Origin of the sequence: Nitrobacter sp. Nb-311A, from assembly GCF_000152905.1 — a bacterium.
Lineage (GTDB): Bacteria > Pseudomonadota > Alphaproteobacteria > Rhizobiales > Xanthobacteraceae > Nitrobacter.
On sequence record NZ_AAMY01000013.1, the window covers coordinates 1 to 12,896 of the forward strand.

10 protein-coding genes and 2 pseudogenes are annotated in these 12,896 nt (G+C 60.8%); 8 read left to right on the forward strand and 4 right to left on the reverse strand.

What is annotated here, in order from left to right; translation table 11 throughout:
* Window positions 1–120: 120 nt before the first annotated feature.
* Together istA and istB are read left to right on the forward strand one after the other, a co-directional pair.
* Window positions 121–1,620, forward strand: a complete 1,500-nt coding sequence (gene istA, locus NB311A_RS06460) for an IS21 family transposase (protein WP_009796680.1) — start codon at window positions 121–123, stop codon at window positions 1,618–1,620.
* On the forward strand, window positions 1,620–2,483 hold the full coding sequence (istB, locus tag NB311A_RS06465) for an IS21-like element helper ATPase IstB (protein WP_009796681.1): 864 nt from the start codon (window positions 1,620–1,622) through the stop codon (window positions 2,481–2,483). Before istA ends, istB begins: the two co-directional genes overlap by 1 nt.
* Here the strand turns inward: istB and NB311A_RS06470 are convergent.
* From NB311A_RS06470 to traA, 4 genes and pseudogenes are all read right to left on the reverse strand, one after another.
* A pseudogene (locus tag NB311A_RS06470) lies at window positions 2,450–3,317 on the reverse strand (recombinase family protein); the annotation flags it as partial. The gene istB and the pseudogene NB311A_RS06470 sit on opposite strands and share 34 nt — an antisense overlap.
* Window positions 3,314–3,829, reverse strand: a complete 516-nt coding sequence (locus tag NB311A_RS06475; RefSeq protein WP_009797693.1) for a GNAT family N-acetyltransferase — start codon at window positions 3,827–3,829, stop codon at window positions 3,314–3,316. The pseudogene NB311A_RS06470 and the gene NB311A_RS06475, both read right to left, overlap by 4 nt.
* Window positions 3,826–4,116, reverse strand: coding sequence for a DUF1778 domain-containing protein (locus tag NB311A_RS06480; protein ID WP_040674170.1), 291 nt, complete (start codon window positions 4,114–4,116; stop codon window positions 3,826–3,828). The genes NB311A_RS06475 and NB311A_RS06480 overlap by 4 nt, the downstream gene beginning before the upstream one ends.
* A gap of 334 nt (window positions 4,117–4,450) precedes the next feature.
* A pseudogene (gene traA / locus NB311A_RS06485) lies at window positions 4,451–6,714 on the reverse strand (Ti-type conjugative transfer relaxase TraA); the annotation flags it as partial.
* A gap of 181 nt (window positions 6,715–6,895) precedes the next feature.
* Between traA and NB311A_RS06490 the strand changes: the two are divergent.
* The 6 genes from NB311A_RS06490 to NB311A_RS06515 all read left to right on the forward strand — a co-directional run bounded on the left by NB311A_RS06490 (window position 6,896) and on the right by NB311A_RS06515 (window position 12,868).
* Window positions 6,896–7,222, forward strand: coding sequence for a conjugal transfer protein TraD (locus tag NB311A_RS06490; RefSeq protein WP_040674171.1), 327 nt, complete (start codon window positions 6,896–6,898; stop codon window positions 7,220–7,222).
* Window position 7,223: 1 nt separating this feature from the next.
* Window positions 7,224–7,490, forward strand: coding sequence for a conjugal transfer protein TraD (locus NB311A_RS06495; protein ID WP_009797698.1), 267 nt, complete (start codon window positions 7,224–7,226; stop codon window positions 7,488–7,490).
* Between the two features lie 270 nt (window positions 7,491–7,760).
* Window positions 7,761–7,850 (forward strand): hypothetical protein, encoded by a 90-nt coding sequence (locus NB311A_RS22485; protein WP_245256956.1) that lies wholly within the window; start codon window positions 7,761–7,763, stop codon window positions 7,848–7,850.
* 97 nt (window positions 7,851–7,947) lie between these two features.
* Entirely contained in the window at window positions 7,948–10,062 is a 2,115-nt protein-coding gene (locus NB311A_RS06505) for a DUF262 domain-containing protein (RefSeq protein ID WP_009797700.1), read from the forward strand.
* 453 nt (window positions 10,063–10,515) lie between these two features.
* Complete coding sequence (locus tag NB311A_RS06510; protein ID WP_009797701.1) at window positions 10,516–11,553, forward strand: AraC family transcriptional regulator; 1,038 nt, start codon at window positions 10,516–10,518, stop codon at window positions 11,551–11,553.
* Between the two features lie 247 nt (window positions 11,554–11,800).
* Entirely contained in the window at window positions 11,801–12,868 is a 1,068-nt protein-coding gene (locus NB311A_RS06515) for a PAS domain S-box protein (protein ID WP_009797702.1), read from the forward strand.
* Window positions 12,869–12,896 lie beyond the last annotated feature (28 nt).

A 12,896-nucleotide genomic window follows, 5' to 3' on the forward strand; every position in this document is an offset into this window, starting at 1 on the left:
CCTTCTTTGTCATTCGGCATGCAAAATTGACCCCGTAAGCCGGGGGATCGGCGTCCAAAATTGACCCCCTACAGGTTGGCTGTTGCGCTGCCTGCTTTGTCATGAAGCAGGTGGTCGGGGATGCTGATCGTGGAGACGATTGCGCGGATACGGCGCGAACACTTCATCAAGGGCAAGACGATCAAGGAGATCGCCCGTGACCTGAAGGTGTCGCGGAACACGGTCCGGAAGGTGCTGAGGTCGGGCAAGACCTTGTTCGAGTATGAGCGTTCGATCCAGCCGCGCCCCAAACTCGGGCGTTGGGCGGCGGAGCTTGATGAACTGCTGGCGGCGAACGCGGCCAAATCGGCTCGCGAACAGCTGACGCTGATCCGGATCTTCGAAGAGTTGCGCGGACGCGGCTATGACGGCGGCTACGATGCCGTACGGCGTTACGCCAGGCGTTGGAGCAAGGAGCGCGGGCAATCGACCGCGGCGGCCTATGTTCCGTTGAGCTTTGCGGCGGGCGAAGCCTACCAGTTCGACTGGAGCCATGAGATCGTTCTCCTCAACGGCGTGACGGCGATCGTGAAGGTCGCTCATGTCCGGCTGTGCCACAGCCGCATGCTGTTCGTGCGGGCCTATCCGCGGGAGACGCAGGAGATGGTATTCGACGCCCACGACCGGGCGTTCGCACTGTTCAAGGGTACCTGCAGCCGCGGCATCTACGACAACATGAAGACGGCGGTAGAGACGATCTTCGTCGGCAAGGATCGCCGCTACAATCGCCGCTTCCTGCAGATGTGCAGCCACTATCTGATCGATCCGGTCGCCTGCACGCCGGCGTCGGGCTGGGAGAAGGGTCAGGTCGAGAACCAGGTCGGGCTGGTCCGGGAACGGTTCTTCACGCCACGGCTGCGGTTCAAAACCCTGGACGAGTTGAACGCGTGGCTTCTGGATAAGTGCATCGCCTACGCCAAGGCGCACCGACATCCAGAACTGGCCGAACAGACGGTCTGGGAGGTGTTCGAAGCCGAGCGGCCCAAGCTCGTTCCCTATGCTGGCCGGTTCGACGGATTCCACGCGGTGCCGGCATCGGTCTCGAAGACCTGCCTGGTGCGCTTCGACAACAACAAATACTCGGTCGCTGCCAGCGCCGTCGGGCGCCCGGTCGAAGTTCAAGCCTATGCCGATCGCATCGTGATCCGTCAGGACGGGCGCATCGTTGCGGAGCATCCGCGATCGTTCGGACGCGGCGAGACGACCTACAATCCCTGGCACTACGTGCCGGTGCTCGCGCGCAAACCCGGGGCCTTACGTAACGGCGCACCCTTCAAGGACTGGGTGTTGCCGGCCGCGATCGAACGGATCCGGCGCAGGCTCGCCAGCACCGACGACGGCAATCGACAGATGGTCGACATCCTCAATGCGGTGCTGACGGACGGTTTGTCGGCGGTCGAAGCCGCCTGCGCCGAGGCGATCGCTCATGGCGTTCATTCCGCTGACGTCGTTCTCAACATCCTGGCTCGCCAACGCGAACCCGCTGCACCGGCCAACATTATGACGCCGGCGGCACTGACGCTCCGCCATGCGCCGATCGCCGATTGCGCCCGTTACGACAACCTCCGGAGGACCATCTGATGGAACGAACCCAAATCTTCGACCTCATGGGTGAGCTCAAACTCTACGGAATGAGGGCTGCCTTCGACGAGATCATGGCGACGGCCGTCAAGCGCCAGCACGAACCTCAGCACATCGTCGGCGACCTGCTCAGCGCCGAGATCAACGAGAAGCAGGCGCGGTCGATCAAGTACCAGCTCACCATCGCCAAGCTGCCATTGGCCAAGGATCTCGATGACTTCCAGTTCGAAGGCACGCCGATCAATCAGACGCTCGTCAATGATCTCGCCGGCGGCGGCTTCATCGCCCAGCAGCGCAACGTCGTGCTCGTCGGCGGCACCGGCACAGGCAAAACCCACCTGGCCATCGCAATCGCCAGAAGCTGCATCCGATCCGGCGCCCGCGGTCGCTTCTACAACGTGGTCGACCTCGTCAATCGCCTCGAGATCGAGACCCGTAACGGACGTCAGGGCCGGCTTGCCGAACATCTGACCCGGATGGACTTCATCGTGCTCGACGAACTCGGATATCTGCCCTTTGCCCAATCCGGCGGCCAGTTGCTGTTCCATCTCGTCAGCCGGCTCTACGAGCGTGCTTCCGTCATCGTCACCACCAATCTCGCCTTCGGCGAATGGCCCAGCGTGTTCGGCGACGCCAAGATGACCACCGCGCTGCTCGACCGGTTGACCCACCACTGCGACATCGTCGAAACCGGTAACGACAGCTGGCGCTTCAAAAGCCGCGACGACGATCACGCCACCCGCGCTCGTCTCGTCTCCGCAATCCCGGCCAGCTCCGACGAGTCGAGCGCTACCCTCAAACCACGCCGCGCGAAGGGGTCAAAATTGAACGCCGATACGGGGTCAAATTTGCGAGCCGATTGACAGGGAACGGTGACGATCTCGCTGACCGGCTTCAATTCCTCGGTCTTGGAACGCTTGTTGAACTCGTGCTCGCCCATATAGGTGCGGCGGGTCAGGATGCGGTGAACCTGGCCGATGCCCCCAGCGCCCGCCGTCGCGGGTGAAGATGCGGCGGCTGTTGAGGTAGGAGACGATGTTCTTGATCTGGCCGGTCGTGCCGTCGCCTTCCAGCGCCAGCCGGTAGATCAGCCGCACGGTGTCGGCGTGGAGCGGGTCGATCTCCAGCTTCTTCTTGGTCTTGGCTCCGCGCTGCTCGGCCGCGACGACGCGGTAGCCGATAGGGGGAAGCGAGCCGTTCCAGAAGCCTTGGCGGGCGTTCTCCTTCAAAGCCCGTATGACGTGCTTGGCGTTTTCCTTGGACTGGTATTCGTCGAACAGCGCCATGATTTGCCGCATCATGACGTGCATGGGGTCATCCCCCATTTCCTGCATGATCGAGACCAGTTTGACGCCGTTCTTCGCCAGCTTGCGGACGTAGAACTCAAGCTCGAAATGATCGCGGAAGAAACGGCTGAACGAGTGAACCACTACCACGTCGAACGGCGCGGGTTTAGACGTGCCCGCCTCGATCATCCGCTGGAACTCCGGGCGGCGGTCGTTGGTGGCGGATGCGCCAGGTTCGATGAAGGTTTCCACCAGTTGCAGGCCCCGCGCCTCGCAATAGGCTTCGCCCTGCCGCTTCTGGTCGGGAATGGAAACGTCATGCTCGGCCTGCCGCGCCGTCGAAACGCGCAGATAAAGGGCGGCGCGCTGCATCACCCGATGCTGAGATTTGTCGGCGGCGGAAGTTGTCATGGGGTTTCTCCCGACAAAAGGCGCTGTGCAGTCGCAACAGGCAGATACAGAGTATTGGGCCGGTCAGTCAGCGGCGCGAATCCGAAGGCCGCGTAGAAGGCCGCAGCCTTTGCGTCGATGGCGTCGGCGAATATGGCGTGAGCGCCTATCGGCGCTTCGGCGACGGTCCTGATCGCGTCGAACAGCAGCGCCTCGCCGAGTCCTAGCCCGGCATAGGACTGGTCGCGGCCAAGCCAACCGATCAACACGGCCGGGACAGTTGGATAGCGCGGCAACCGGCTCGCCAGCGGCTCGGGCACGGCCGTCAGCGGCACGTTGCTCGAGGATAGCGTGTAGAACCCCGCGATCCGGTCGGTTTCAAGGTCTCGGGCGACAAAGCAGGTCGCGTATCGGCGCGTTATGTCCTGCGTGACCGTCTCGCGGAAATAGCGGTCTATCCGCTCGTTGCCGCACGAGAACGTCTTGCGCTGGTGGGCCTTGGTCAGCGCCTCTATCGCGAACCTTGCACTCACCGGGGCGCGATCAGGTCGGCATGGCGCCTGGCGGCACGGGCGAGACGCGCGTTCGGCGCGGGCGGATCAATCAGCGCCTTGGCAAAGCGCATCTGGTCTTCGGCAGCCAGACGCAGCACGTCGGCCTCCTCGACCGTGCGGCGGGCATCCTCGCCTGCTGTCGCAATGAGATAGCCGGTAAGCGTCATGCCGCGCAGCTTGGCCGCGCGTTGCATCTGTTCATAGACGTTGACAGGAACGCGCGCCTCAAGGCGGGCGGTTTCCACTTCGCTTGCGGGTCTGGGCATGGCTGAACTCCTTTCTTTCGTTATATACGGCATATTGCCGGATTTATCAAGGATCGGATGAGCCAAAGAGTTCATCGAACAGGTTCGTTTAACGAATTTGACTTCCTCGATGACTTCTGACCGCAGGGACGACGACAAGCCGGAGGCGGCATCTCGTCCCCGGCACGCTAAACGACCGCCTACGGCGTCGGAGCAGCTTGAGGAATTGCTGGGCTATCCGTGGCCGTTCCCCGGTAGGCCGCCCAAGCACGACCTCAGCACATGGACCGTGACCGATGACTGGCCCGACCCCGTTCCGGTCACACAAGCCGAGATCGAGGTGTTCGAGCGATGGTTCGGCGACCTGTTCAACGGCAGCATCATGGGCGTGGGCGGTGATGCCGCGCCTCTCGGCGTAGCTCTGCGCAGGTTCGTAATCCGTCGCCATATCCTTTGCCCGGTCGCGCGACAGGGTGTTGATGAGTTTGTCCTGGCTGCTGAAGTCGTCGCGGCCATAGTGCAGGTCCATGCCGTCGCGGTGACGGGACAAGGCGACATAGCTGCCGTGAGCGTCCATGCCCGGCGTTGCCAGAACATGGGTGCGGTCCACGGTCATGCCTTGCGCCTTGTGGATGGTCGCAGCATAGCCGTGGTCGATGCGGTCGTAGTCTTTCAGGTCGAAACTGATGCTGCGCCCGTCATCGGTGCGAACCGACATGGATTGTTCGCTGACCTGCTCGATGGTGCCGAGCGTGCCGTTCTTGACGCCAAGGCCACGCTCGTTTTGCAGGAACATGACGCGATCCCCGGCGGCGAAGTTCCGTTCGCCCCGCTCGACGGTGACGCGCACGTCCTCGCCCAGATCGCCAGCCGCGCGCATCCGGTCGCGTGCTGCCTCGTTGAGTTCGCGCACCTCGGCATTGGTGTGGGTGAGGATGATGCGGCTGCTGTCGGGGGATGCCTGACGCTGACGGTCCCAGCGGTCGATCAGATCGCCACGCGCCTGTTCGCGTGTTTCGGCGGAATGCACCATGCCGTGACGGTCATAGGCATGGATCGCATCGCGGGTCTTGGCCGTAGCCAGATCGCGGGTAGCGTCACGCTGCCAGTCCTCGCGCTGGCGGCGCACCTCGCCGATTTCCGCGCCGCCATGTCGCTCATGGATCGAGCGGAACGCCGCACCTGCTTCGATGGATTGCAACTGCTGCGGGTCGCCGACCAGCACGACCTTTGCGCCTGCGTCGGCGGCATGGGACAAGACACGCTCCAACTGCCGCGTGCCGACCATGCCCGCCTCGTCGATGACAAGCACATCGCGCGTCGTGAGCATGTCGCGCCCGTTCTTCCAGCCATGCTCCATGCTGGCGATGGTGCGCGATGCATACCCGCTCCGCTTTCGAGATTTTCCGCCGCGATACCGGAGAGGGCAACGCCGCGCACCTCAAAGCCTGCCGCTTCCCATACCTCGCGCGCAACGCCAAGCATGGCGCTCTTTCCCGTTCCGGCATAGCCGACGACAATCCCGAGATCGCGCCCATCCGTGACATGCGTTAGCGCGTCGGCCTGCTCGCCGAACATGACAAGGCCGCGCTGTTCCACTCGGGCCAGCGCGGCTTCGCGGTTCCTGTCGCTGACCTCGTGCAATTCCTTCTCGGCCATGAGTTCCGCCGCACGATGCAAGCGTTGTTCGGCCTCGATCATGTCGCGGGTGGTGAAGCGATCTTCGCTGCGTCCGTCCTTACCCAATTCGACCAGACCGGGCGCATTGCGCATCGCGCCCATGACCTCGTTGAACTGGTCGACGCCGTCGCTGTGCCGATGCGCGAACATCGCCATGTCCCGGCGCGTGAAGGTCGATTGCTGGTGTGTGATCGCGTCCAGCGCAACGGACGGGTCGGCTATGATCCGCGCGCCGTTGTTACGGGCGATCTCGCGGTGAAGGTCCGCCCGGTCGGCAGCTTCAATGCCGTCGCCCTCGATGCGCTGTGCGGGTGCGCCGATCTGGCTTTGCGGCTCAAGCCCGATGCCCTGAGCTTCAAGGCTGCGATGGTCGATCCGGGCGTCGATGTCGAGTTCGGCCAGCCGCTCGTTGACGTGTTCGGCCCAGCGTTCCCGCCAGCGCTCGACCATCTCCGTGCGGTTCCATTCCCGCACCTTCGGGCCGAAACCGTTCTCGGCCATGCTGCGCATGGTGAGCATGACATGGGCATGGGGCTTCGGCATCCCGTCCTCGCCAATGTCCCAATGCAGATTGAGATCAGCGATCATGCCCCGATCGACGAATTCGGCTTGCGCGAAGTCGCGGGCAAGCATGATGCTCTGCGCCTGCGTCATCTCGCGCGGAATGGCGAACTCGACTTCGCGGGCAAGCTGTGCGTCTTTACGCACCTCGAATGCTTCCACATCGTTCCAAAGCCGTTCGCGGTCGCTCCACGCCTCGGGGGCGTTCTCGGGCAACAGCACCTCGGAATGGCCGACGCCGCGCTTGTTGGAAAAATCCTGAACGCGGTCGATACGCTCATCGCGCGTCCGCGACGCCGAGCGGTAGGCGGCGGAGGCCACCGCGCTCGACCCGGCCTTGCGGCCAATGACCTTGACGTGAAGATGATAGATCGCCATCGCGATCAAGCATTGCCACGGTCAAGCGCACGTCGGAACGACGTATAAGCGCGCCCTCCCTCGAAAAAATCTCGGGATGGACCGGGCCGTGCCACACCGTCCCGGCAACAATACTGCGTTCCGCCGTCTGCGCAACTATCCTTACCGCATCAACCACTTGCGACCGAGAAAGGACACGGCAATGCGCAAACCACGGGACTATGACGCGGAACTCAAGGCGCTGGAGGACAAGGCGCGGGAACTGAAAACACGCAAGGTGCAGCAGTTGGGTGAACTGGTGATCGCCACCGGGGCGGACGCGCTCGCCACCGACGAACTGGCCGGGGCGCTGGTCGTGCTGACCGAAACCAAAGATGCCGGAAAGAGGGAGGCATGGGCCAAGCGCGGCGCGGCGTTCTTTCGCGGAAAATCGCGGCGATCTGCACCAGCGCCTGACCGCGACAACGGCGGCGCTCCATCGCAACCGGGCGGCGCGCAACCGGAATCAGGCGGCGCGAGCGCGGCATGACATGCCAAGCTGGCAGATCGAACGCCGCAAACGCACGCGGCATCTGATCGAACTCGGCGGCCTCGTCGTCAAGGCGGGCGTTGTGGACCTTACCGGCAATGATCGCGCCATGATCTACGGCGCGCTGCTCTGGATCGCCGAAAAGCTCAAAAGCGAGGACGGTGAACGGGCACGCAGCATCTGGACGAAACTCGGAAAGATCGGATTCGAGATGGAACGTCCAGCAGGCTCGAACGACAGGGTGCAGCCGCAGCAGGATCGGGCGTGACCGATGGCGGGCAGCGCGGAGACCCAACATATCGCAGCGCCGACCGCCATCGCGCGGCAACGCCGCGCAGTTTCAGATTTTCTGTCCTCGCTGCCCTTGGCAAAAAGAGCTATTTCGCCCTAAGTGGCGCAAGTGAATGTCGCGGGATTCGGCCATGAAAACCATGTCTGCACGCGAGGCCAAGAACGGTTTCGGCCTGATGATCGACACCGCGCGCGCCGCGCCTGTGCTGATCGAAAACACGGGCGCGGCGTGGTGGTGGTTGTGTCCGTGGAAGAATATCAGCGGCTTTCCACGCGCGCCGCCAGCGCCGCGAAGGATGAAGGACGGTCCGGGAAGGCGCAGAAACGTGACCAATGAAGCGTTCGCGCGCATCAAGATCGACCAGCTTCTGAAAGACGCTGATTGGCCGCTGACCGACAGTCGCAGCGTGCGCTTCGAGTAAGGGGGCAAAGGCATGAAACCATACACACGTTCTATTATCGAGTTGTTCGACGGCAAGAAGCGCTACCTGATCCCCCTTTATCAGAGGCAATATGCTTGGAAGGTGCAGCCACAACTCGAACTGCTATGGGAGGATATCGAGCGTGCGGCTGATCGCGTCAGGACTGACCGCGCATCGCTCACACCCCATTTTTTGGGTGCAATCGTGATCGCCCAGATCAAGACGTTCGGCAAAGAGGTGCAGGCTTTCGAGATCATCGACGGCCAGCAACGTCTCACCTCATTCCAGATTCTGCTCGCAGCGCTTCGAGATGTCGCCGCGACCCATTCGGCGAAATGGGCGTCCGAACTGCGCCCCTACCTGCTCAACGAAGGTGTGATGGCGCAGGAGGCGATCGAACGATTTAAGCTCTGGCCGTCGCGTACGGATCGCCGCGCCTTCATTGCAATGATCGATCCCTCGGCAGATATCGACGCCATCACGCCCCCGGCGGTTAACGAAGACGGATTCGTTCGGCGCGCGATCTCAGCTCATGCCCATTTCAAAGACGTCATTGAGCGTCATGTCGTGATGGACGGCGGCTTCGACGAATTTCGATTTGAGACCTTGTTCGAAGCGATGAAGGCTGGCCTCGCGGTCGTCTCGATCGAGTTGGAAGGAGGTGATGATCCTCAAACCATCTTCGAAACACTCAACAGCCGTGGCGTTGACCTGACGCCAGGCGATCTCATGCGCAACTTTATCTTCCAACGCGCTAAAGGGCTCGGGCAGAACGGCAGTTCGCTCACCGTCGACAGCCTCTATGAAAAGCACTGGCTCCCTCTCGACCGTGCATTCTGGAATCAAAGCGCATCACGCGGTCGCCAAGCCCGCCAACGTCTCGATTGGATGCTCACCGATCACCTTTCGATGAAAATAGCAGATCTCGTGTCCGTCGATCAGCTCTTCGAGAGCTATCGTCGGTGGATTCTGAATGATCGCCCCTTCGAGTCGGTCGCCAACGAACTGGAAGCGATTACAGCGACCGCCTCTGTCGAGAAGAGGCTATTCGATCAGGAGCCCAACGATCCAATTGGCGATTTCGGCTTGTTCGCAGATGCCTTCGACGTCTCGACGGCCATGCCCCTGGTAATCTATCTCGCTACCGAAGCAGACTTAGGCGCGGGTCTCTCCCGAGCCCTCGAAGCCTTGAAAAGCTATATTCTGCGGCGCGACATTTGCGGACTGCCGAACAAGAATTACAATCGTCTCTTTGTCGGTATGATTGCTCATCTCCGGAAGGCGGAGAGAAACAGAGTTGACGCCCTGATCTCATATCTCTCCACCCGGATCGCCGAGACAGATCGCTGGCCGGATAATTCCGAATGGCGTCGAGGTTGGATGGAGCGCGATCAGTACAAAGGACCGCGTCAATCACGACTTCGCTACATCTTCGAGGCAATCGAACGGGCCAAACGCTCGGTGCTGAGCGAGGACATCGAAATCAAATCGACCCTGACGATCGAACACATCATGCCGCAGGTGTGGTCCACCAACTGGCCAATCCCTGGCTTCGATCACCTGGAGCCTGGTGAGTTCGATCCCGAATTTGCCTCACGCCAGTCAGCTCGCTCGGCTGCGGTAAATAAGCTCGGAAACCTTACTTTGCTCACCCAGGCCCTCAACTCCTCGGTATCCAACGGACCGTACTCGGTGAAGATGCCAGCAGTTCGTTCCAACTCCAGTCTCGCGCTTAACCGCGACCTGAATGGTTTTGACGCTTGGAACGAGGAAACCATTGCTGAGCGCGGCGCAGCGCTCTTCAATGTGGCACAAAAGATATGGCTGGCTCCAGAGCGCGATCACGATATCACGAACGTAATGGAGCCTCTGACAAATGCGCTGCCTTCGGATGGTACTACTCGATGCCGCTTCACCTACTCCGGCGCACCCTATCATGCATTGGTGCAGAACGGCGCGTTGATTGTGGACGGTGTGGAGGGCTCGTTCGCGTCCTTCTCGGCTGCATCGAAGGCGATCACAAGTACCAGCAGGAACGGGTGGAACGATTGGTACATCGCTCGCAATGATGGCGATTGGATATTGGCGGACGAATGGCGCCGGCTTCGAGCAACCGTCAACGTCTGACCACCTTACGAGGTATCCAGACCGGCCCATGCGTAACTCGATTTAACCGAATTCGAGTAACAGGGAGGTTTCGTCATAGGGCTATGGCGTAAATGTAGTGATCATCACTATCGGTCGCGGCCCGCCAAATACCGCCGACTGCCGCACAAATTGGTCGATTATCTCTTTAATCATCAACCAGATACATGCTTCACCTGGTTGGACTATACAGAATGGTTCTCACACACCATCCAGACGGCATACCTCCCCGTTTGCCGCCGATTGTTCTCTGCAATACGCTTCCGAGACGGTTGCGATTCAAGTTATTTCAGTTGATCGCCGCAGTTTCCGGCTACTTGGCTGCCTTACCCCGGTGCGCAACAAGGTGATCGGTGCTAACGCGCTGGGATGGCTTTCGGAACGAAATTCGTCAGAATGAGGATTCTGTTCCTTGGGCCGATTCTCTATTGAACAATGAACCCATCGACCAAAGACAAAATTTATTCTGTCGCCAAGATCGCCACGATCGTCGACCTGCTGCGCGATGAAGGCATTCCCGCTAAAGAAGCTTTGGCCGACATATCCCTTTCGCCCGAGCAATTGCGCTCGCCGGCGACGAAGGTTTCGGCGGCGCAGGTTCTTCAGTCCTATCGCAATGCGATCAAACTTTCGACGCATCCCCGATTCGCATACCATGCCGGCTTGAAATCTTGCGTCTCGACCTATGGGATTTATGGTCTTGCCATCCTGAGTTGCACCGATTTTCGTAATACGATGGCGTTCGCCGCGGCCTATCACCAACTGGCGACACCGATGATGGAGATCTGCTTCAAGGAGGAAGGGAGCACGGCTGTCTGGATCGTCACGCCCACGCATGATTTGGACATCGACGACCGGCTTTACCGATTCATCGTCGAGTTTCAGATGGCGGTACACCTGTCGTTGCATCGCAATATAATGGGGCCGGCCTTTAAGCCCGCGCTGATCGACTATGCCTTGAGGAGGCCGCATGACGACGGCAGCGGGACGGCCTTCTTCGATTGCCCGATTCTCTACGACAAGCCCGAGAACAGGTTCACCTTCGATGCCGCCTGGCTCGACCGACGGCCGGATTACGGCAACGAGCTTACTTATGCGGAGCTGAGGCAACTTTGCGATGGGTTACTCAAGCAGCTTAAGTTGGGCGCAGGGGTCGCCGGTGAGGTGCGCGGGCTCATCCTCGCCAATCTGTCCATGCCGATCGAGTTCAAGCGGATCGCTAAATATCTTAACATGAGCGAGCGCAGCCTGAGGCGAAGGTTGCAGGAGGAAGGAACCTCGTTCAGGCAACTCGCCGATGAACTGAAGGCCCAAATCGCCATCAAATATATCCGCGACACCGACCTCAGCGTCGAGGAGATCGCCTTTGCTCTGGGCTTCGGCGACGCCGCCTCGTTCCGCCACGCGTTCCGCCGCTGGACCAACGCTACTCCACAAGACTATCGCAAGAGCGGCATCAGGCGCGAAACCTGAAGCAATCGCGGCCGGTAACGTCGCTTCTGCAATGGCGTGAAGCCAAACTTTGCAATTTCCATGATCGGCTTCCGAGATTGGCCGGATGTCTCCGATTTTTGGCCAATGCCGACCTTTTCTGTTGCCCCTGCCACGCCAATGATTCGCTTGATGGCATGGGTCGAAAAGGCGCCTCCCAGTTCTTCAAGCCGCCCGACACGGCAAATGCGGAGGAAGGATGGCCTGAGCTTTTGAAGGACGGCGCAAGATGTCCAGCGAGCATGAGGTTGCGCAGAAAGATCATCCGTCAGTCGAGGTTGCCGCCCGCGACCTCCGACGGAACGGAAGTAATGGCGGTGGCACGCCTGATCCGAGAGACTGGCTGGCTGCGCTCATCAAGGGATCGGATGATGCGATCGTCAGCAGAAATCTCGACGGCATCATACAGAGCTGGAACGGTGGCGCGACCCGCCTGTTCGGATATTCGGCGGACGAGGCGATCGGCAAATCGATCGCGATCCTGATCCCGAACGACCGGCTGAAGGAAGAATCGATGATCTTGGCGCGAATTGAATGCGGCACATATGCGGGGCGCCTTGAGACGAAACGACGCCGAAAGGACGGATCGCTGGTCGATATATCGCTGACGATCTCCGTTATTCGAAATGATGACGGCGATGTTGTCGGCGCTTCCATGATCGCCCGCGACATCACCGAAAGGCTGATGGCGCTGGCGCAGCAAAGGCTCTTCATGGGTGAGATGCATCATCGGGTGAAGAACCTGTTTGCGCTGGCGACCGCCATCGTGTCGATCAGCGCAAGGTCGTCCGGAAGCGGAACAGACGTGATCGACGATATCCGCGCGCGGCTGTCATCGCTGGCGCGCGCGCACGATATGACCATGGCGGACCAGTCACATCATGGGTGGAACAGGCAGATCTCGTCTCTCCTCACGCTCATCGGCAGAATTCTCGATCCCTATATCGCGGCAGACGGCCGGGTTGCGATCGGAGGCGATGATTGCGATGTCGGCGCCAAGGCAATTCCCTATTTGTCGTTGCTGTTGCATGAACTGGCCACCAATGCCGCCAAGTTCGGCTCGTTATCGGCTGGGAGCGGACGGCTTGACGTGAGCGTCGCCACCGGTGGGAGCCTGGTTCGCCTCACCTGGCGGGAAACCGGCGGGCCGGCGCCTTCAACCGCCGGACCTGAAGGGTTTGGCAGCCGCCTTGAACGAAGCGTGACACGCGCGTTGAACACGACGATCGAGCGCGATTGGCGCCCGACGGGCCTCGTGGCCACGATCGCCATACCCCAGGCGGTCCTCACTGCATGACATGCGCCGAAATTCTGCCTCTAACAAC